This is a genomic window from Arenicella chitinivorans (assembly GCF_014651515.1).
Taxonomy (GTDB): Bacteria; Pseudomonadota; Gammaproteobacteria; order Arenicellales; family Arenicellaceae; genus Arenicella; species Arenicella chitinivorans.
The window spans coordinates 899,289-921,273 of sequence record NZ_BMXA01000001.1 but is presented as its reverse complement, the minus strand read 5'-3'; the positions used below and the strand labels follow the sequence as shown (position 1 = coordinate 921,273).

The 21,985-nt window shown below is 48.2% G+C and carries 18 protein-coding genes and 1 pseudogene; 7 read left to right on the top strand and 12 right to left on the bottom strand.

The genetic code is table 11. From position 1 onward, the window contains the following. Positions 1-192 precede the first annotated feature (192 nt). Together IE055_RS04020 and IE055_RS04015 are read right to left on the bottom strand one after the other, a co-directional pair. A complete protein-coding gene (locus IE055_RS04020) occupies positions 193-1,092 on the bottom strand; it encodes a nucleotidyl transferase AbiEii/AbiGii toxin family protein (RefSeq protein WP_189398695.1) in 900 nt (299 codons plus the stop codon). Next, complete coding sequence (locus tag IE055_RS04015; protein WP_189398694.1) at positions 1,089-1,859, bottom strand: type IV toxin-antitoxin system AbiEi family antitoxin; 771 nt, start codon at positions 1,857-1,859, stop codon at positions 1,089-1,091. The genes IE055_RS04020 and IE055_RS04015 overlap by 4 nt, the downstream gene beginning before the upstream one ends. A gap of 132 nt (positions 1,860-1,991) precedes the next feature. Here IE055_RS04015 and IE055_RS18040 point away from each other — a divergent pair. From IE055_RS18040 to IE055_RS03990, 5 genes and pseudogenes are all read left to right on the top strand, one after another. Further along, a pseudogene (locus tag IE055_RS18040) lies at positions 1,992-2,228 on the top strand (type I restriction enzyme endonuclease domain-containing protein); the annotation flags it as partial. A gap of 25 nt (positions 2,229-2,253) precedes the next feature. Beyond that, complete coding sequence (locus tag IE055_RS04005; RefSeq protein WP_189398692.1) at positions 2,254-3,780, top strand: ATP-binding protein; 1,527 nt, start codon at positions 2,254-2,256, stop codon at positions 3,778-3,780. Between the two features lie 33 nt (positions 3,781-3,813). Continuing rightward, positions 3,814-5,151: a DUF2130 domain-containing protein gene (locus tag IE055_RS04000; RefSeq protein WP_189398691.1), complete on the top strand. Its 1,338-nt coding sequence runs from the start codon at positions 3,814-3,816 to the stop codon at positions 5,149-5,151. 439 nt (positions 5,152-5,590) lie between these two features. Then, on the top strand, positions 5,591-6,109 hold the full coding sequence (locus IE055_RS03995; RefSeq protein ID WP_229794121.1) for a hypothetical protein: 519 nt from the start codon (positions 5,591-5,593) through the stop codon (positions 6,107-6,109). Between the two features lie 12 nt (positions 6,110-6,121). Beyond that, complete coding sequence (locus IE055_RS03990) at positions 6,122-6,805, top strand: hypothetical protein (RefSeq protein WP_189398690.1); 684 nt, start codon at positions 6,122-6,124, stop codon at positions 6,803-6,805. A 189-nt stretch (positions 6,806-6,994) separates the two neighbouring features. Here IE055_RS03990 and IE055_RS03985 read toward each other — a convergent pair whose 3' ends face one another. The 6 genes from IE055_RS03985 to IE055_RS03960 form a co-directional block, all read right to left on the bottom strand. Next, a complete protein-coding gene (locus IE055_RS03985) occupies positions 6,995-8,629 on the bottom strand; it encodes an ATP-binding protein (protein WP_189398689.1) in 1,635 nt (544 codons plus the stop codon). Between the two features lie 4 nt (positions 8,630-8,633). Then, positions 8,634-9,749, bottom strand: a complete 1,116-nt coding sequence (locus IE055_RS03980; RefSeq protein WP_189398688.1) for an FIST signal transduction protein — start codon at positions 9,747-9,749, stop codon at positions 8,634-8,636. A gap of 215 nt (positions 9,750-9,964) precedes the next feature. Beyond that, positions 9,965-11,143 (bottom strand): PDZ domain-containing protein, encoded by a 1,179-nt coding sequence (locus IE055_RS03975; protein ID WP_189398687.1) that lies wholly within the window; start codon positions 11,141-11,143, stop codon positions 9,965-9,967. A gap of 198 nt (positions 11,144-11,341) precedes the next feature. Next, positions 11,342-12,163: an SDR family NAD(P)-dependent oxidoreductase gene (locus tag IE055_RS03970; RefSeq protein WP_189398686.1), complete on the bottom strand. Its 822-nt coding sequence runs from the start codon at positions 12,161-12,163 to the stop codon at positions 11,342-11,344. A 25-nt stretch (positions 12,164-12,188) separates the two neighbouring features. After that, positions 12,189-13,175, bottom strand: a complete 987-nt coding sequence (locus IE055_RS03965) for a zinc-dependent alcohol dehydrogenase family protein (protein WP_189398936.1) — start codon at positions 13,173-13,175, stop codon at positions 12,189-12,191. 5 nt (positions 13,176-13,180) lie between these two features. Continuing rightward, the gene (locus tag IE055_RS03960) at positions 13,181-14,176 is read right to left on the bottom strand and encodes an LLM class oxidoreductase (RefSeq protein WP_229794119.1); all 996 of its coding nucleotides are present in this window, start codon (positions 14,174-14,176) and stop codon (positions 13,181-13,183) included. Positions 14,177-14,280: 104 nt separating this feature from the next. On the opposite strand from IE055_RS03960, the gene IE055_RS03955 reads away from it, so the two are divergent. Next, entirely contained in the window at positions 14,281-15,204 is a 924-nt protein-coding gene (locus IE055_RS03955; RefSeq protein ID WP_189398684.1) for a LysR family transcriptional regulator, read from the top strand. 67 nt (positions 15,205-15,271) lie between these two features. Here the strand turns inward: IE055_RS03955 and IE055_RS03950 are convergent, their stop codons facing one another. The 3 genes from IE055_RS03950 to IE055_RS03940 form a co-directional block, all read right to left on the bottom strand. After that, positions 15,272-16,213, bottom strand: coding sequence for a hypothetical protein (locus IE055_RS03950; RefSeq protein ID WP_189398683.1), 942 nt, complete (start codon positions 16,211-16,213; stop codon positions 15,272-15,274). A gap of 153 nt (positions 16,214-16,366) precedes the next feature. Further along, the gene (locus IE055_RS03945; protein WP_189398682.1) at positions 16,367-18,055 is read right to left on the bottom strand and encodes an amidohydrolase; all 1,689 of its coding nucleotides are present in this window, start codon (positions 18,053-18,055) and stop codon (positions 16,367-16,369) included. A gap of 24 nt (positions 18,056-18,079) precedes the next feature. Further along, on the bottom strand, positions 18,080-19,060 hold the full coding sequence (locus tag IE055_RS03940) for a TFIIB-type zinc ribbon-containing protein (protein WP_189398681.1): 981 nt from the start codon (positions 19,058-19,060) through the stop codon (positions 18,080-18,082). 305 nt (positions 19,061-19,365) lie between these two features. Here IE055_RS03940 and IE055_RS03935 point away from each other — a divergent pair, with 305 nt between their 5' ends. Next, entirely contained in the window at positions 19,366-19,659 is a 294-nt protein-coding gene (locus IE055_RS03935; RefSeq protein ID WP_189398680.1) for a hypothetical protein, read from the top strand. Between the two features lie 762 nt (positions 19,660-20,421). On the opposite strand, the gene IE055_RS03930 is transcribed toward IE055_RS03935, so the two are convergent. Then, positions 20,422-21,969 (bottom strand): cryptochrome/photolyase family protein, encoded by a 1,548-nt coding sequence (locus IE055_RS03930; protein ID WP_189398679.1) that lies wholly within the window; start codon positions 21,967-21,969, stop codon positions 20,422-20,424. Positions 21,970-21,985: the final 16 nt, after the last annotated feature.

Below are 21,985 nucleotides of genomic sequence, written 5' to 3'. Positions count from 1 at the left end.
GATAATAAGAAGATATGAAGTTAAAAAGCTGCTTTTATGTGCGACACACTTAGATGGTTTACTTTTCTGATGGGTGTCCAGATAAGTTCGCCGGTGTCCAGATAAGTTCGCCCGGGTGTCCCAAACTAAACTCCGGCGATGAGTATACAAAAGCGAGACGATCCATACATTACGTATTTTCCAGTTGAAAAATCATGAGCTCAGCTGCGTTTCGAGCTGACTCAAATGTTTATCATAATTCTCAGGAGCATTCCGCTTGAATTTTTCTAGATTCAACATCTTCCACTTCACAGAAGGAAAGTCTTGATAAGGATAAATAGACCAATCGGGCTCAAGCCGGTTGAAACCGAGCAAGAAATCTCTGTCAGATTCACTTAGGCTCTCCAATGCCAGCTTATGCAAAAGAGCCCTAGTCTCTTCATAATCATCGTAGGTGAACGCATGAGCGGTCATGCCTTCAAATTGATTCTCAAACGCCAGCCGTTGATCAATTAAATTCGGCGCGAGCATTTCATGCGTTGGCCTGCCTCCGCTTAACAGGCCATAAATCAAACCCTCTTTAATTTCTTGATTCAAGCCTTCGTTCTCTAACAGCAGCTTTACATCAAATAAGTCTCGCGGATGCTGGCGATCTAAAGCAGCGCATAATTTACCGCCGTAAAGCTGCCCTAGTGGCACCATGGGCACCGAACAAAACGCGTCAAACTCTTCTTGGGCTGCATCACATAATTGAGCTTTAACCACCTCACCTAACAACCCTCGCCCAACCATATTCACTTCAACCTTGATCAGAGTACCGCCCTGATCAATCCTCAATTTACAAATTTCAGGCTTGTGTTGAATCCGCACAGTTGGAAGTAAGCGCTCAACTCGCTCTCTGATTCGAGCTAAGGCGTCGTTAATTGCATTTAACGTCGGTTGGCGTTCTGCTACCTCGGTATACGTTAAATCAATATCAACGGATAGCCTTGGCATATTCCGTACAAACAAATTAATCGCTGTGCCTCCATGCAGCGCGAAACACGCTTCTTTGGCCACCTCGGGTAACACACTTAGCAAAAGACCAACCTGTTTGCGATACGCGATGTTCATGAAACTACCTCCAATTCCTTTGGAACGGTTATCTGATATTTCGGCACGTACGTACCGCCCTGTACGATTGACCGTTTACCCGAACCCAAATCGACCTTTTTCAAATCGAGATAATTAAACCAATCGTGCCCGGCCTTTTCTGCCAGGTAGAGAAACAAACGTTTCACTTTGACCGACTTACACGCTTCAAGTAAAGCCTGAACAGATGCAGGCCTAAGATTATTCAGCCCTTCCATGATTTCATACACTTCAAGCAGTGGCTGCGACTTAGGCACAGAGTATAAACACTCCATCACGGCCCTCGCAGGGCTTGATACCTTAACAGAAAAGCTTTTGTGCTCAACGTCAACCAGGCCTAAGTCCGCCGGTAAAAAGGAAGTTGACGTTATTTCTAACGCTAAACCCCAATCATATTTTTTAAACCAAAGCGGTACGTTTTCGTTAAGGCTGACAAAGAGCTGAGCTTTATCCGCACTCATTTCCAAATAATGCGCCTTCCCTTGCAATGACAATGCTGTTTTAGCCGCTGGGTGTATGCTCAAACCCAATTGAGTCTGAAGCGCATAAACACCGCCCAAGTAATCCACCTGATCTTCATAACGCACGAGAGCGCCAGACCCTATAGATTCAAACCATCGGCTCTTCTTATACTGCTTCAGCAACTCAAAACTGTATCCCTGATCAACCAACCATGAGGATGCAAGCACCACGCCCGAAGGCTGAGATCGCAAAAGAGAGTTTAATTTTACTTTATTATTAGTAGCCATACTACCAATGATAGATTATTTTTAAACCAGATTCTATTTTTAGTTTAGATATTTCGTTATTTTGGTAGTTTGACTACCAATTTAAGCACATTTTTAAACCAACGCAAATCAAGCACTCGAATATCAGACCACTACAATTTCATCTACCCTGAAGATAGAATGATTGGGTTAGCCAAAGAGGTAAAAAAAGTCATCGATGACAAAGCTAGGTATACTGACTGGAATAAACGTGAAGACATTAGAGCCGATCTCCATTTTACACTAGTCCTACTTCTTGATGAATGGAACTACCCGCCAATTGATCGCGATGAGATCTATAAGGAAATTTTTGAACAGGCTGAGAATTTTAAAAAAAATCGAGTAAGATAAAAACACATCCATCAGGGAGGAAAGCATGAAAATTGAAAAACTAATACTATCCAACTTCAGATCTTACAGTGACGAAATTGAAATTGATTTCGATGATCTAAACGTATTTGTTGGAAAAAATGACATCGGCAAATCAACAATTCTTGAGGCGCTTGACATTTTCTTTAATGATAACAAGGGAACAATCAAGATTGATAAGGACGATATCAACAAGCAAGGAATTGCTGAAGGCAATACAGAAATAAAAATTTGTGTTGTATTCGGAAGCCTTCCAGAAGAACTAACAATAGATGCAACAAACCCAACACGTTTACAAGATGAGTATCTTCTTGGGCAGGACGGTAAGCTAACGATTATAAAAAAATACCCCAACGCCGGAAAAGAAAAGGTGTTCGTTAAAGCTTATCATCCAACTCGAGGAGAATGCTCTGATCTACTTTTGAAGAAACAGACTGATCTGAAAAAACTGCTTACGGATGAGATGGGTTGCCAAGATAAAACCAAGAACGCGGAGATTAGAAAGACTATCTGGGAATACTATTCAGAAGATCTCGGGCTCTCTGAAATAGAGATAGAATTGGCAAAAATTGAGGCCAAAAACTCTTGGGAGCAAATTAAAAAGCATCTCCCTGTTTTCACGTTATTTCAATCTGATCGAAAAAACAGCGATGGCGATACTGAAGTTCAAAATCCCATGAAATTGGCTGTTCAAGAAATATTAAGGGATCAGCGGTTAATGAATAGTTTGAATGATGTTGCTAGCGAGGTTGAAACTAAGCTAAATCAAGTCGCATCTCAAACATTAGAAAAATTGAATGAAATGAATTCTGAGATTGCAGACAGTTTAAATCCAGTTATACCGAGCCCTGAAAGTCTTAAATGGGTTGACGTCTTTAAGAGCGTTTCTATTACTGGGGATGATGATATCCCAATAAACAAGAGAGGTAGCGGAGTTAAGCGATTGGTTTTGCTAAATTTTTTTCGTGCTGAGGCGGAAAGGCGAAAAAACGAAAGTGATAGCCCTGACATTATTTATGCTATAGAAGAGCCTGAAACTTCACAGCACCCAAGTCATCAAAGAAAGTTAATTGAAGCATTCATTTCGCTTTCTCAAGCAGAAAATACACAGGTTCTTTTGACAACTCACAGTCCGTCAATAGTCAAGATGTTGCAATTTGAGCATTTAAAGCTAATTAAGTCTTCTCCTGCAAAAGAGGTCATTAATGTAGAGCGTGGTGATTTGCCCTATCCATCGCTTAACGAGGTCAATTATTTAGCTTTCGGCGAGTCGAACGATGAATACCACAATGAGTTATATGGTTTTATCGAGAGCGAAGATTTATTAAGTGCTTACAGGAACGGCAAGGGAACAATGAGCTACATACAGTTGACGAATGGCGTTCCAAGGCCTGCGCGGCAAGTAATACTTAGCGAATATATAAGGCATCAAATTCATCATCCCGAAAACACTCACAATGTACGTTATACCGACGATCAGCTTCAGGACTCAATACGAAGTATGAGGGCGTTTATACAGGCTCAGACTGTTTAAATTTTAGTACCAAACTTTCAAGGAATATTTCGAATGAATGAGATTATTTGTCCGCATTGTAAGAAAGCTTTCAAAGTTGATGAGGCTGGATATGCTGATATTTTGAAGCAGGTTCATGATAGCGAATTTGAAAAGCAGTTGCATGAACGGCTGGAACTAGCAGAAAAGGACAAGCTCAAAGAGGTGGAGTTAGCGAAGAGCAATGTCAGAAACGACATGCAGGCAATTGCCTCGGCAAAAGATACGGAGATCAAAAAGCTAGAAGCGAAACTAGAAGCCGAAGAGGTCGCGCGAAAGCTTGCAGTTACTGAGGCTTTAAAAACTGTTGAAAAAGAGCGTGATTTGCTAGCAAATGAGCTAGAGAAGGCTCGGCAAGATAGTCTTGCCGCATCGAAACTAGCTGAGGAAAGGCTAAGTGCTAGCGAGGCGACTCAAAAGCTTGCTATTTCAGAGGCGCTTGGGAAAGTAGAAAAAGAGCGTGATGAGCTTCGTAGCAGCCTTAAACAGGCAGAGTTAGAAAAACAGCTTGCAGAGAAGTCGCTGAAAGATAAATATGAAACCCAGATTAAAGATCGAGATGATGCTATTGAGCGCCTTCGGGATATGAAGGCTCGCCTTTCAACAAAAATGGTCGGTGAAACGCTCGAACAACACTGTGAAACTGAATTTAACCGCATCCGTTCCACGGCTTTTCCTAATGCCTATTTCGAAAAAGATAACGATGCGAGTTCGGGAAGTAAAGGAGATTTCATTTTCCGTGACACTGACAATGCTGGCACTGAGATTGTGTCGATAATGTTCGAAATGAAGAATGAGAGTGACACTACGGCGACCAAGAAGAAGAACGAAGACTTTTTGAAGGAGCTGGATAAAGATCGCAAGGAAAAAGGCTGTGAGTACGCCATTCTCGTCTCACTGCTTGAGCCAGAGAGTGAGCTATATAACTCCGGTATTGTTGATGTGTTTCATCGATATCCCAAGATGTATGTCATACGACCTCAATTCTTCATCCCAATAATTACTCTTCTAAGAAATGCGGCTATGAAATCTCTGGAGTACAAAACTGAGCTCGCTCTTGTTAAGTCTCAAAGTATTGATATAACAAACTTCGAAAACGACTTAGACCAGTTTAAGACTGCTTTTGCCAAAAATTATGATCTGGCTTCGAGGAAATTTCAAACTGCAATAGATGAAATAGACAAATCAATTAATCATCTCCAGAAGACAAAAGACGCTCTCTTAGGGACAGATCGAAATCTACGCCTTGCAAATGACAAAGCGCAGGATGTAACGATTAAGAAGCTTACGCGGAAGAATCCTACCATGGCTGCGAAATTTGAGGATTTAAAGCCTGACGGCTCTGAAGACTAAAGCAGCATTTCGCTATACCTGTTGACTATGAATTTAGATCTAATCTACTAAAAAAAACATAGCCTCCGGCAATAACGAGCAACTTTGGGGTATTTATGAGGGTATATAGACAATCGATTATAATTTAATTTATTTATTATCATGCACTTACCTTATCTTTGCGATCCCCGCCGCCCCACCGATGCGCCGCAATGCTACCGAGCCAGCATATAACCGCTTGATTACGGCGCATCCAATCTGCAGAGCTGCTCATGCTTAGTCAGATTTTAAGCTCTGCAATAATGTAGCCCTGTGGGCAGTTTTACCGTGACCACATCGGCTCTACCCCCTTTAAATTCGTCATTTACGATCAACGTAAAACAGGGTTAATCTGATATAGGGATTTGATTTTGAATACATTCTTCCTATATATTCCATATTCGAATATGGAATATATGATATGAAAAACGAACAATCTAGTATGAGACCGCAAGATGTTGTGGTGCTTCTAAAAATAGCGTCTCACCAAGGCGAGCCATGGCTACAAACCCCTACTGCCCAACAATTAGGGCTAAGCCAATCTGAAATGAGTAAATCATTGAACAGGTCGAAATACGCAGGCTTGATCGATGATTCTGGGCGAAAAGTCAGGAGACTCGCACTCGTAGATTTTATTCAATTTGGTTTGCCTTATGCATTTCCTCAACGCCCTGGCTCAATTGTCCGTGGCGTACCAACAGCGCATAGTGCTCCACCGCTTAACGAGCAAATACAAAGCGATGACAATTACGTGTGGCCATACGCTAAAGGCAAAGCTAGAGGCCAATCAATAACGCCTCTGTACAAATCCGTACCAGAAGCAGTAAGCAACGACCCGGTACTTTACGAGTTATTAGCCTTGGTTGATGCCATCAGGCTTGGCAACGCTAGAGAAAAGAAGATAGCCATATCCGAGATTAAGCACCGCCTTCTCAATTAGGCAAATAACGATATGAAAAACAGAACAATCAACCTTGGAGTTGTCGCCGAAATAGCACATGCTCTCAGGGAGCTTAATGAATCAGTTGTATTTGTTGGTGGTGCCGTCGTAAGCGTATACGCCGACGATACAGCGGCAGACGAAGTTCGACCAACTCAGGATGTGGATTTAACTCTAACTATAGTGGATATAGATCAACATAGGTTAGACAAAAGGTTGGCTGAGCTTGGCTTTCACCCAGACTTACACGGCCATGCAATCTGCTCTTACCGCTACAAAGATATTGCTGTAGACATAATGGCTGCAACAGACACAATGCGTGGCCCAACAAACCGCTGGTATCAAGTTGGGTTCGAATCAATACAAAAGATAGAAGTCCAAGATACTCCTATTCAAATACTGCCAGCACCATGCTACTTAGCAACCAAATTTGAAGCTTTTAATCATCGCGGCCAGGGCGATTACAGAACTAGTCATGATTTTGAGGACATCATCTACGTAATAGATAATCGAACGACGATTGTCGAGGAAGTCAAAAATTCAGATCAATCGATTCAACGCTTCTTAAAGTCCGAGATACAGGAAGTTTTGAATAACAAATATGCTGATGAAATTTTATCGGCACACATACACCCTTTGATTGCAGAGCAGCGATACCCAATGTTATTGGATAAGCTTAAACGAATAGCGGTCTAAGCCCGCGCATACTTGCCACTTAAGCTTTGAGTATCATCTTGAGCTGCTCAAGATGATTTTTTGTTAGCCGTAGAAGTTTAGATCAAGCCTAAACTTCGACACTTTAGAAACAAAACAATATGTTTTGCGATCCCCGCCGCCTCACTGACAACGATCTATCACGACGTATTGATCCAAACCCTACGCAAACTAACCATCCACGTCCCGCACCTTCTCAGACAAACACGCCTCAAATACGTGAAATAACTCCGCTTTTCTTAACGGCTTAGCAAGGCAGTCATCCATGCCGTGTTCGATGTATTTTTCGCGGTCTCCAACCAACGCATTCGCGGTGAGCGCGATGATGGGCGTTTTTGGTTTGGCTTGGGTTCGTTCATGCTCGCGCATGTGGTGTAGCGATTGCAGGCCATCCATGACGGGCATGTTGATGTCCATCAACACCAGGTCAAATTTCTCTCGCTCGAACGCCTCAAGCGCTTCAGCGCCGTTGTTGCAGATCGTAAAATCGGCGTTGATGCTTTTTAGGATAGCGCTGACCAGCATTTGATTGACCTGATTGTCCTCTGCGACAAGTATTTTTTGCCCCTTGAACGCGTCGGTCTCCACCACGGTGTCTTCAGGTACTTTGGGTATCTCGGATTTTTCGAACGTCAATTCAAAGGCAAACTCGCTGCCCTGCCCCGGTTCACTGTTGACCGACAGCGTGCCGCCTAGTTTTTTGACTAATTGATACGATATCGCTAGCCCAAGTCCGGTACCGCCGAAGCGACGTGCCGTGGCTTTCTCGGCCTGTAAAAAAGGATTGAATATGTCATTCAGACTATTCGAATCAATCCCGATTCCCGTATCACGCACTGAGAAACGCACGCGTAATGCGTCTTGGTTTTCCTCGGTCAGCGCCATATTGACATCGACTCGACCTTGCTCAGTAAATTTGATGGCATTGCTCACCAGGTTGCTAACAACTTGTTTCAGGCGTAACGAATCACTCATCACGCCTTGACTCAGGCCCGCGTCGATTTGTGTTACGAGTAGAATATTTTTCTCACTCGCTTTGCACTTGAACAATTCAATCGCCGGCAGCAGCACCTCGTGAAGATTCACTGCGTGAAAATCCAGTTCGAGCTTGCCTGAATCGATTTTGGAGAAGTCCAAGGTATCGTTAATGATCCCCATCAAGCTGTCGGAACTGTGATTAATGACGTCGATGTAGTGCCGTTGCGTTTCGTTAAGATCGGTGTCGGCGAGTTGCTCGATAAATCCAACCACGCCATTGAGCGGTGTGCGTATTTCATGCGCGACGGTGGCTAAAAACTTATCTTTGTATTCTTGAGCTTTTTGTAGCTGGATGAGCGAATTCTGCAATTCACGCTCTTTTCGATTCAATTCTTGGGTTGCAAAGCAAGCCTGAATACTCTGATCCAGTTTGGCACATAATCTGTTCAATACCTTGATTGTGACCGCGTCCAGCGGTTTTCGTCTTCTAAAGAATAGAACACCGGTGTTGGGCAAATTAAAAAAGTACCCGAGCTCATTCTCCCCCTCCCGTATGAGTAGAACATGTGGCGTCGTGGGGCTGTCAGATTTTACTTGAATCGCTTCTTTGACCAGCGGCACATAGGCTTTTTGCCCTCGAATGGGGATTTGCGCAATCGGTTTTTCTGGGTCGCGTTGATCAAACACGCCAATACCAATTCCATCGAGTTTGCGCAGCAACGTGGTGAGCGATTCCTTGAGAGAGACATCAAGGTCCAACGAATTACCAATCGACATGGCGATTTCGTACAACAGACTCGTGTGCTTTTCTAGTTGAACCTTATCCATGAATCTAAAGCAGGGAAACGACGGTGGTTTTGTTATAGAACTCCAAATACCCACTGCCAGAGTTAGCAATTTCTCCGAGGACGAGTGCGCCAAACATTGAGTGGTTTTCGCCAAATCGCTCGGCTATCGCTTGCAGCTCCAGCTCAAAGTCGCTCTGCAGAAACAAGGCGCGTGAAATGCAGTCCATAACCAACACCTCACCGCCTTCGTTGGATGTTGTCAGTAATCTGCCAGCCGTCTGTCTGGACGATTCGATCAACGCGTCTGCATTGCCGCGAAGGATGTCAACATGGTCGCCCTCGGCGAGTTCACCGACACAAACTAAGTGCCCTTCCTCGGTAACAGAAATCGGATCGCGAACCACGTAATCACCGTCAATTTTTTTGATGCCGAGCGGGAATGATTGAGCGATTTCAAAGAAATTTTCTGACGTAATATTGGTGTCGGTTAAATGACGCGATATGAGTGATTGGTATACGGAAAACGCGTTTTTGTAGTCAATTTCCTTAACCACGTTTTTCTCGACATCGGTGACGAAATGCCCTTCATTAACCGGCACCCAACCGTGTCCAACTTCTATCTGAAGGGGTTTTGCCAGCAGCCCAATCACGGCGGCACTTTGGAATAGCCCGGCATTCGACAAAACGCACGCAGATTGTTCAAAACTAAGCGACCCAGCACCGCCACCAACGTAACTTACATCAGCGCCAAAAAGCGCAAACAAAGAATCAACAAAGGTGCTGATTCGAGCGGATAAGCCGTCCACAAATACAATCATTGAATTAATGTCGACGTCTTCGTCAATTAATGAATTGAGTGTTGACTCGAAATCAACCGCGTCATCATCCAGCCCTTCAATCAGTACCGGCGTCAGATGAAGCTCGGTGGTCACAATTAAATAACCCGATTCTGAGTGCTCAGTATCGTGCACGATCTGTGGAAAAACACCGCCGATCAAAGGTTTTGGGCACCCTTGAAACAAGCGCGAGAGCGCCTTAGCATCCCACCCGTTGCCGTCACAGATAAACACAAAAAGACTCCCGCCTTTCGCCTCTTCAACCGCCTCGGCAAAGTCCTGCTCAAAGCGATTGATATCCCGAGATCTGTTAAATCGTTTCATATGCCCCCCCTTGAATTGACTAGTTCTCTTTAACCCCCGTTATAACCCGGACGATGCGTCACGGCTAAACCGCTTCACAGAGTTCGCCGCTGTCTACTCGGGCTTAGCCAAAATCATACCAGTGTTTCAATCGTGCAACTGTGTAGATAGCAGCAAGCTGCCTCTGTTTCTATCCAAAAAAGCGCGGGCTTGCCAAAAAAGCGCGGGCTTGCGAATCACCCTGGCGTACCAACCAACGCCATCATCTCCCAATATGCATAATCATCATTCAAGTCGGCGTGCCAGAGAATTTTGCCGGTTTGGTTGTCGACGGCGATAAATTCCGGGGCGCAGGCTAGGACCAGATCGGCCCAGGCTGTTTTGTAGCCGTAGAGCACGTAGAATGGCACGCCTTCACTAATCAGAGCGTCTTCGGAGGCAAAATGCTCGGGATGGTCTGTCGGGCGATCACGTTCGCTGGTCATGACGATCATGGGCCGCAGTGTGTTTTGCAGAAACGGGTAGACACTTCGATACACCTTCAGTGCGTTGTCGTACGGCTTATTACCGCGAAACGTGAGCATTAAGCAGTATGGTGTCACGGTGGCGTCGTTCCATGTATGAGTTTTATCCCCGACCAGCAGTTCCATACCCTCAACTTTGCCGAAGGTGCCGCCGACATGCGGGCTTGTGGTGCGGTAAGTTACGTTATTGGCATCGGCTTCAGCTTTTAACCTGGTCGACGCCTGATTATAGGGCGACTCCATGGCACGCATCATGGCGCTTTGATAGCGGTGCATATCGTCCTCGGCACGGAATTTCTGTGCCAAATAATAATCCAAGATGCCGGTAACATCGGTGGTCAGAAAATCGCCATGCTTTTTGTTAAACGCCACAACCGTATCGTAGGCTTTTTGGCTATCGGCGACGCCCTCTTCCAGGTCACACACAGCAATGAGCAAGTCGCGACACGCTGCCTCGTCGGCCGTGCCGTTACTTGCCTGTTGCGCGTCACAGATGCGCCGAATCTGCGAGTACGCTTGGCGTTCCCAGAGTATGCGTAGACCGTCAAACTCACTTACCGATTTGGATTGATAACTCGCGACAATGTCCTCAGACGTCAATTCTGTGCGGATGCCAAGGGGTAATGCAGCCGTTAAAACAATGATTCGCGTGTTATCAGATTGGCGCAAGAATTCATACGTTACCTGTTCATTTGACACCAGTATCTCGGGTACATCGGCGCACGCTGCTGGCGTGTCGTTTACACGCACAAACCAGTCTTTTGGCGCGAGATTCAACGCTGCGGCTGGTGAGTCTGGCGCAACCGCAGTAATTCTGACTGACTGAGTTGGTACGTCGGTAGGACTTGGTCTTTCTTGGATATCTAAAAACCAAGCTTGCTGATTAGACATAGCTTACTTTTACACGCGCACAGTGAAGGGACAAGGAGCGTGATCTATCATTACAGGTGACCTAAGCGTAGCACAGTAAAGTGACATTGGCGCTTCACCTAATAATCAAGTAGTTGCGTTGCAGCAACACAAATACACGGACTGGTCAGCGGCTAGAGTTATTGCACTGAAACCAGCCCGCGTACCTCCCCTTTTCCCTCACGAGTGGGATCTGTCGCCCAGTACGCGTTGCAGTATGGCATCCAGATGCGCCACCAATTGGCGGCATTTATCTGGCGCAGTCGCGTCAGGGTGTGGCGCACTGAAGGCACCGGAATCGTTATCAAAATATTTGCCCGAGGCGTGCTTGAACGCGTCATCCAAGCTTGCTCGAATAAGAATGTCGGCACCAATGTCGAGGTCTTTCCCTGCCACACCAAACCCTTCTTTGACCATTTTACTGGCCAGTAACGAGCCCGGATTTACCGCAATAATCGCTGGTTTATCGGCACCGAGTTCAGCGGCCAGGTGAGCACTCCACATGGTGATCGCTAACTTGCTTTGCGCGTAGGCGTTCATTGCGTCTTCGATCTTTTGCTCACCATTCAGCGCAGCCAAATTGACCGGCGCTTGTGCAGCGGACGAAAGATTGACTACCCGACCAGTATTCGGCATTGAAGGCAGTAGTCGCCGCGTCAATAGATACGGCGCCAAGGTGTTCACCACAAATCGCATGTCCAAACCATTGGGCGCAATGGCCACAGGCGTCTTCAACACGCCGGCATTGTTAATCACCACGTCAATGAACTCGTGGTCGTGTTCGATGTCATCCGCAAGCCGGTGCGTGGCTTCCAGGTCTGACAAGTCAGCCATGTACGGCCGCACTGAACTGGCACCGGCCGCCGAAACCTGAGACACCGCCGCGGTTAATTTCACTTCACTGCGGCCATGAACCAACAGATTGTTGCCTTGCGCGGCGAGTTTTTTGGCGGTGACAAGACCGATACCATCGGTTGCGCCGGTAATCAAAATTGTTTTCATCGTGATGTCTCGTGCTGTGTTCGTGTTAATGACTCACTACGACTTTGCCTAGGCCGGTGCCCGCTTCGGCGTAATCATGTGCGGCAGCTATCTCACTCAGCTGGAATTGCTTTTCGGTCAACACCGGACGCAACGCACCACCGTCCACAATCTCAGCAACTTGTTTAAGTATGTCGCCATGCGCAGCTCGTCCTATGTCGTGAATCATGGGAATCAACATAAACACCACATGCATCGACAAGCCTTTGATGTGCGCGAGAGTGAGGTCGAGCTCCACCATCGAGACAGTCGTGGCGATGTGCCCGTTCAATTTGCTTGCCAGCATCGATGAGGTCAAATTCTCAGCGCCGACCGTGTCGAAGACCACATCAAAGCCTTGCCCGTTGGTGTGCTGATTGACGTAATCATCCACCGTGCTGGTTTTGTAGTTGATGCCAGTGGCACCCAGTGCAGAAATAAGCTGTAACTGGGCATCACCACCGCCGGTGGCATACACATCCGCACCGAGATGTTTGGCCAGTTGCACGGCGATGTGGCCAACGCCACCCGAGCCACCGTGCACCAAAACTTGCTGTCCAGCCTTGACCCCGGCGCGTTGCAACCCTTCAAAGGCAGTGATACTCACCAACGGAAGTGCCGCAGCCTCTTGCATGCTCAGACTTCTTGGCTTGTGTGCCATCAGGCGCACGTCCACCAGCATGTATTCTGCTAAGCTGCCGGGTAAGCCACCGAGCCCACCAGCGCAGCCATACACTTCATCATTAAGTTTGTAGCCGTCTACGTCGTCGGCGACGCCAACCACAGTGCCAGCAAAGTCCATCCCAAGGATGGCAGGTAGTGCGGGCGCAAAGGGTAAATCTGCACCGGCTTCCCGGATTTTGTAATCCACCGGGTTCACGCTGCTAGCAGCAACCCTAACCAACACGTGGCCGGGTTTTAATTCTGGGATCGGCACATCCGCCGCGCTGAATACGTTGCTATCGCCAAATTGGGAAATGGTCATTGCTTGCATAGTTTTCATAAAGTACCCGTATGGTAGTGTGTGTTTGGAAGATCTGCTGAAGCACTCAGTTGGGGCAATACCTCGTCCGCCAACCGTTTTAATGTGTCTTCGACGTTTGCTTGATTAAAGCGCAGGTTTAGGGCCACATGGTTGACGCCAACCTCGCGCAAGGTGAGAAGATGGTCTACCAGTTGTGCAGCACCGATGCGCAACCCTAGGTGAATCGGCGTTGGTGTTTGGTGGTCGTTGCCGACTAAATCAATATAGAGCGGCTGCATGATGGGCAGCGCTGGTCGACCCAGGTCTTGCACCTTGGCGCGCATGTGATTGATCACCGCACACTGTGCCGCTGGGTTGCGTGGATAGGTCATCCATGCATCCGCGTTTTGCGCAATCCAATCATCGCTCTGTTGGCTGCTGCCAGTAACCAATAGAGGTAAGCGCCCAGCTATTGGTTTGGGTAATAAATCCATCGCACCATCGGTTTGACCAAATGGGCTTGCGATGCGCGGATGAGGCTGCCAGCTTTGTTGTAAGTAAGCCACACTGTCTCGAAATCGCGCGCCGCGCGTTGCGTAGTCAAGATTCATGGCGGGGTATTCATCTGGCCGGTCGCCAGACGCAATGCCGAGCAGTACCCGCCCATTCGACAGCACGTCTGCCGAGGCTGCAGCTTTGGCCACATGCGCAGGATGACGCAGTGGCAATACGGCACTCGCCATGCCCAACCCAATCCGCGAAGTCGATGCGGCCAGATACCCCAGATACACGAATGGATCAAACACCTGACCCGCATCGCCAAAGCTGGGTACATTGAACGGCACATCTCGCAGCCACACGGCCGCGAACCCAAGCTTCTCGGCTAACTGGACCCGAGCCACGTGATCTTGCATGGTCGGAACCGGACTTGCGCTGTAGTTTTCAATTGGCACAACGACGCCGAGGCTTAATTGCCCTGATTGAAAAACACGCGCAAACGCCGTATTAATAGTTTGAAAATCAGTGTTCATTGGTTTGGGTCTCATTTCGAATGAAGACAGTATATTTATAGGCAACATCTATGTTAATACTGCTATATTTAGAATCACTATCAACATTTCATTGATAAAAGACCATGAATTTTGAGCATGTGCGCTTGTTCCTTCGCGTCGCGAAGACCCAAAACATCTCCCAAGCAGGGCAAGAACTCGGGCACTCCGCTGCGGTTGCTAGCAGTTACATAAACAAATTGGAAAGCACCCTGAAGGTACGACTGTTTCACCGCACAACACGGCGTGTCACCTTGACGGAAGACGGTGCCGCCTTTTTGCCACACGCGGAAGACATCCTTGCCAGTGTCGCCGCAGCTAACGCAGCCATCGGTCGCGGCAACAGTGCGCCATCAGGGATCTTGCGGATCACATCCCCTGCGTCGTTTGGGCGCATGCACTTAATGCCAGCAATGGGCGGCTTCTTACGACGCTACCCTGAATTAACCGTCGATTGCCGGTTTTCAGATAATATTCAGGATCTGGTGGAAGGTGGTTTTGATATCGCGGTGCGCAATGCACAACTAAAAAGCTCGAGCCTAGTGGCTCGAAAATTGGCGGATGATCGCCGCATTCTATGCGCCTCGCCAGACTACATTGCCCAGTTTGGCAAGCCAACCACGCCGCAGGCGCTTGAACAACATGACTGTATCACCCTGCTCGGCTTGGACAACTGGCAATTTCGAACCCCCTCAGGCATCGAAACAATCCAAACCCATGGGCGATTTCGCGCTGACAACGGTGAGTCGGTGAGAGATGCCTGCGTACAGGGCTTAGGGATCACAATTTGTTCAGTCTGGGTTGCGTACCAACACCTACAGCGTGGCGAGCTTGTTCAAGTACTGGCGGATTACGAACTTGAGTCAAACACCGCCATCTGGGCGGTGTACCCGAGTTCACGACAACTTGCCCCCAAGGTCCGCGCGTTTATAGATTACTTTGCCGATCACTTTGGCGAGCGCCCGTATTGGGAAGTGCCCGGTTTAATAAAGAGTAGTCAGACCATTTAGAAATACTGGCTCTGTGCCTACGCGTACCGCGTTCGGTCACGCTGGAAAACACAGATAGCCGTGCGTATCACTGGCACGCGCTGGCAAAGAAATTGGCAGGCGTCGTGGTTGCGAGGCACGTGTCGGAATTACCAGTGAAGGAGTACGACGCGCCAGTGTCAACATGCGAATGGTAAATTATGAAGTCGCCGGAGCTCGTTGTCCCTGTATTAATCGTGCTGGTGGATGTTGAGCTTAGCTTGGAAAAACCGATTTCGAGCTCGCCCGAAAGAAGATTAATTATTTGCTTACTCGACGCAGTTGATGTTAGTTCGGAGTCAAAGACTTGCACCGAACTGCCGCTGCCGACGTTCAACACGTTATCACCAGTAGATCGGAAAACACTGTTTCGAGCGACAACGTCGACATTGCCCCCTTGTGCCGAGAGAGCACGATCAGCAGCAGTGACATCCACGTTTTGTATGACCACTTCGTCGGAGAAGCTGTCTACCCGAATACCGTCTTCGTCATCGGCGACAATCTTGATGTTCTCAATCCGAACCCTATTGCCCGTGGTGACCACAGCCCCACTCGACGAGGCAGTGGATGAATCCGTGATACTGAGATGTGACAGCAGGTTATTGCCTTGTAACTCGATCGCGCGGTTTCCGGTTGAAGACGCTGCCGCTGAAATCGTCGTTACATCAATACCGGCTCCGCGCAATGAAACATACGGAATCAAAACCAGCTCGCTGGCTGCCAGATTAAACACGCCAGGCTCGACCAAAATAAGCCATGGACTGCTGGCTGAAGCCGTGGTGACCAGATCGAGTGCCGCAAGCAAGGCCGCGCCATTTTCAGAATCGGTTCCAGAGCCACCAACCACGATCGTACGGTCAAAGGTATCGACTTCAATAAACTCGGTGTCGCCGGGCATGGGAACGACGACCACTTTGGTTTGTGCGTTACTACCAGTGGTAAAAAGCAGGCTCGCAGAGACTACCAGAGTTAATATGGTGATGTTTTTCAAGTGTGACCCCTCTTGTTCCATGATCCATTAACTATCGTGGAGTTCACTATCAGAACTCGCACTTCCGAGAGTATAGGCATGAAGGAATAAGGCCAACAACTGGCCATTCGGCCATGCTGTCGGGTCCTACCTTGAAAACACTATTGGCGCTATTTATTCGTGCTCATATACGACATCGCCGTCAACAATCGTGGTGACAACCTCAATAGTACGAATAGCGTCCGGTGCAACCTTGCGAGGGTCGTCCGATAAAATGACCAGGTCGGCACGCTTACCGACTTCCAATGTGCCGGCTTGGTTTTCTTCAAATCCCGCATAGGCATTCACTGAGGTATACGCCCTAAGCGCTTCGGTGACTGTGATTTTCTGTTGCGGCTGCCAGCCGGCAGGCTTTGCACCGTCGGTAGTCTGGCGTGTAACGGCCGCGTAGATACCCTCGATGGGTGATAGCGGTGCCACAGGCCAATCAGAACCAAAGCTCAACAGACCACCCGAATCCAAAATAGATCGAAACGCATAAGTTGTTTTACTGCGCGCTTCACCAATGCGTTTTTCCGCCCAACGGCCATCATCGATGGCATGATACGGTTGCATGGCGGCAATGATGCCGCTGCGCGCCGCCAATGCGATGGCTTGCTCACTTGGGTGCTGAAAGTGCTCAATACGAAACCGATGTGCCAACGTGGCATGTCCGCCCGTCTCGCGAAAAGCCGTGATCAACTCATCAATAGCGCGGTCGCCAATGGCGTGAATATTAAGCTTTAATCCGGCGTCATCAGCAGCGGTAATTAGCGCACGTAACCTCTCTGGTTGAGTCAGAGGAAAACCGGAATTACTGGGTTGATCGTCGTACGGATCGTAAAACCAGGCTGTGCTCGAGCCCAAAGCCCCATCCACAAACCCTTTGACACCGCCCCACCTTAGTTTGCCTTTATGGGTACCTTCAGTTGCGATCTTGGCTGCCAGTTCTTCCCAATATTCAATCGGTGACATCGCATAAACACGCATTTTAAACGCACCGGCGGCTTGGACTTTTTGTAATGCGGGCAGCAGTGTTCGCTCTTTGGGATTCGCGGGCATGGCGTGGACTTGTACCACACCCAGACTCAGTGCATGGTTCTGAGCGGCGACAAACGCCGCCAGAAATTCATCGTCAGTACGCGCTGGAATGACATCCAACACAGCATTCATGGCACCGTCTTTAAGGACGCCACTGGGTTCGCCCTCGGCGTCACGCACGATCTCGCCATCTGCTGGCGCTGTCGAGTTCTTGTCGATGCCCGCGAGTTTTAACGCCGCGGAATTCGCCAGGCCCATATGCCAATCCAGGCGCATTACAAATACCGGCGTATCACCTGTTACGGCATCGATCCAGTGTCGCGTGGGCAACTCACCGCCCCACAGCTCATGATCCCAATTACCATATAAAACCCAACGTCCCTCGGGCAGCGTCTGGCTGTAGTCACCGATACGACGAACAAATTCTTCGCGCGTGTTTGCATCGCGCAGATCCACGCTGGCAAGACCCGCTCCACCATCAATAAAATGCACGTGATTGTCGATAAAGCCGGGCGACATAAACTGGCCCTTGAGGTCGACTGAACGCGTCGCTTTGAACTGAACACCTGAACCATCACCAACATAGACGATTTTACCTGCCTTCGTCGCCAGCATTTGCGCGTCACCTGCCCCCGATAGACCGGTCCATATGGTGCCGTTGTGATACAGCGTATCGACGGGCAGCACGTCATTGTTTGGTTTGTTGATTGACGATGATGTCTGCTGACCTTGCTCGCATGCGACCAAAACAAATAGCAGCGCTAGGGTAAGGAACCTGCTCATATAATCACCTGAGTAAAAAAACCATTAAGTTAACTGGGACTCAATATACGGCGCCAGCGTCCGCTCATTAACGAAGGTAATCTCGTACATTGCGGTCATGCCGGTTGCTTGTTCATCACTTAAACCGAACACGCATAGTACAAACTGCTGTTTGCTCAGCTTTAATCGCTTGCGCAGAGTCAAATACTTCTCGATGTCATGCCTAAACTCTCCCGATTTGCATTCGATGCAGATTGGCTGGCCTTGCTTCGACACCAACACGATATCAAGTTCATTGCGCGACCCATCCTGAAAACGCACATCGACGGACCTAGCACAAGACGACGACAAGTTTTTGTCCTGCATTAGTTTCAACACGGTGATTAGGGCAAACCACTCCATCCATACACCATGGAAAAAAGCACGAATCTTCGGCGCGGTCTGCAAGGTCAGACGCACGAACTTCTCTTTTTTGTGATAAAAGTATTTCGCCACGAAAGAGTAGTCGTACAACTCCTGACAAAAGTGTCGAATAGTTTTCTGGTCCTGTTCGGTAAACTTACCCAAGGCGAATTTAACGTTGGCATAGCCTTTCCCTTGGATATATTTTATTTGATTAACTATTGGGGTAATGGCATCCACATGTTGCCCCATGTGCAACGCGATTTCGTCGAAAAAACCGGTGGTGTCCGCCGCATCCGGATTAAAACTGACATCTACATTTAACGTTTTCAGCCAATCGGCAATCGGGCCTAAATTGGCCTCATCAGCCAAAACATTGGTGTTGTGCACGTCCACATCATCCAGGCTGAACAGCTCATCACCGATGTTGGCACTAGTGTCCGGTTGTAGTTCCTTTAAAATAGCTTTCTGCGCTAAATATTTTTTTACCAGCGTATTAACAAACACCGCCGTGTCGTGCACATTCGCGCCTGACCGACACTTTGGGCATTTGACCAATTTACCAACATAGTCCGCGCTTACTTCACGAACGTGCCCACAGCTATTACATCTGAATATTGCCATCTTATTATTGAATGCTCCCTCTTAAAATATTGCTGCTGATACCTCATTGTATACCGCCAGCGCCTGACATAGAATGCTGAGTGTCAGCCCGTTCCCTCCTTGCTCTTGAAGCGACTCGTGAATCGTGACTTACCAGCCATTCCATCACTCGTCTTTATCGTGCGCATCGTGCTGTGTGTTTTAAAGTCTATACAGCGGGTAGAGCGTTTTGCCTTGCCAGTGGTGAGCCAGTTCATTAGTAGCGCAGGACCAACGACGTTGGTCTGATCGGCGTTAGTCGTGACCATAAGAAACTGTGTATCAATATGGGCGGGCAACAAACCTCTCTAATTCAAAAATTAAAGCGCTTCGCGCGAATCGAAGAAACCTGCGCTGATCGCGGTCAAAGCAGCCTACTGGCGTACGATGGTCTATTCGCTTGCGTCGCCAGGGGCGATGTCGAATTACACGCCCAGGCCAACACGCGCCAAACAGCTGGCTGGACGATTGTACTGTCTGATTGTGGTGGCATTGCACCAACCCATCGATTCCCGTCGATGGCACTGGCTGTCGGCGATGAAGAATTGATTATACTAACACACACGGCTCAAATGAACTAAGGACAGTTGTATCGTCTTTGCTAAGGCCGCGCGGTGCGACTGCTTGCCAATTCGAGAGACATCACCACCTTCCATATTGATGAAAATACGCTGTGCGCGGCCGACTACCGTTCACACACGATTTGGGAACTCAATTTTAATAACATAGGCTCACACAAACTACAACTGGCATCCCTCAACGCAACGACAGACCAACAGAAAAGCGTGATAAGCAAGAACTGCTCACAATTCATTAAGCATGCGTCCGGTCTCGCGCTTATTGGTCTTATTGCACTCGGTGTTGCGTTGATAAAATCTAAGCCGCGTACTGGCGTGTGAAGGTCGAGACGCACAGCGATTAGTGGCAGGCTTGTTGGATCGATCGGCCTCTGCCACGCAGACGTTACTTCTTCAAGATGTGACGCTCAACATAGACCCTAACGAAAAAACCAAGCACAACAAGTATTAGCACATACAGGAAGTTTCCCAAACTTACACCGAGCATCTGTCGAATCTTAACGGCCAAAATTACGCACAGTGTGACGACAATCAGCAAACCTGTCATGTGAAGAAACAGTGTCACCTTGTTACGAGGATCACGGATTTTGATGTCTTGCCTCCTGGTTTGCGCTTGTTGACAGTGCGGACACCTTGGTTACAAGAGAAGAATTCTTAGTAGCTGGACTCCGAGCCTATCAGGAAAACTAAGTTAGAGCGACGACCACACTACCCTGGCATTGCGAATTGGGGTCAGAAAGTGATATCGGCACAATCGCACACGCGCTACAAAGCGCCGAGGTTGGCCAATAGTTGCTCTGCATGTTGCAGTGTTTTCTCGCGCAGTGCTTCATCCATTTTATCTAGATTGCGATACACCATACCGATTCTCGGGTTGCGCCCGAACTCGTCACGGTGTCGGTGCATAAAGTGCCAATACAGGCTGTTGAGCGGGCAAGCTTTGTCGCCGACTTTTTCCTTCACCGTGTAGTGACACCCGGAACAGTAGTCGCTCATACGATTAATGTACGCGCCGCTGGCAGAATACGGCTTGCTGGCTAGCAGGCCACCGTCGGCGTACTGACACATGCCGCGTGTGTTCGGCATTTCAACCCATTCGATGGCGTCGATATAAACACCGAGGTACCACGCGTCCACTTGATCCGGATCAATCCCAGCAAGCAAACAAAAATTGCCTATTACCATGAGCCGCTGAATATGGTGCGCGTACGCGAATTCAAGCGACTGACCAAGCGATTGCTGTAAACATCGCATTTTGGTTTTGCCGGTCCAGAAATAATCGGGCAGTTCTCGATTCGCTTGCAGCGTGTTCGACTGAGCGTAGTCCGGCATATTAATCCAGTAAATCCCGCGCACGAACTCACGCCAGCCGAGAATCTGGCGGATAAAGCCTTCGACTTGCGCAATGCTAATGGCGTCAGGCCGGGCCGAAAACTCGGTCAAAACGCGGTCTATTACCTGTTGGGGCGAGAGCATCTTAGTGTTGAGCGAAAACGAAATGCGGGCGTGGTACAAGCTCCAAGCATGATCGCTTTTTGCCGTCATGGCGTCTTGAAAGGTGCCGAAGTTTGGCAAGCAACGTGCACAGAAAAAGTCCAGCAGCTTTCGAGACTGGTGGCGTGTGGTTGGCCATCGCAAGCGGTCTCCAATTTCTCCAAAGTGTTGGATTTTGTGCGCATTGAGTCGCTCAAAAATATCGTTAACGTCGTTTTCAAACACCAAGGGTTCAGGAATCGCTGCAAGGTCATCGGGCTTGAGCTTGTTGCGATTCTGCGTGTCATAGTTCCATTCACCGCCGACCGGATCATCGCCGTCCATCAACACACCGAAGCGAATACGCATCTTGCGATAAAACGTTTCCATGCGACTGCCACTACCGGCGTCAAAATAGTCGTCAATCTCGTCGAATGGGAGCATAAAATGCTCGGTATCAACCTCGTTAATAGACACTGAGTCGACCGCCAGTGACCGCAACTGCGAAAGCAAGCGATATTCATCGGGCCGCTGGTATTCGAGCACCGATACCGATTCCTGCTCGCACCAATGACGTAGCAAATCGGGCAAGTCTTCAAACGCCTGAGTGTCATCCAGCGTTAGGTGATGTACCCGGTGACCTGCGTCGCTCAATGCTTGAGCGAAGTTTTTCATCGCCGCAAAAAAGGCGGTAATCTTCTGGATATGGTGCTTTACATAGGTCTGCTCTTGATGCAGCTCCGCGATCAAATACACCACATTATCGTCGACATGACGGTACCAGCTATGACTGGCATTCAATTGATCCCCCAAAATCAAACGCAGCGTTACGTCACTCATCGACTTCTCCTAGTCA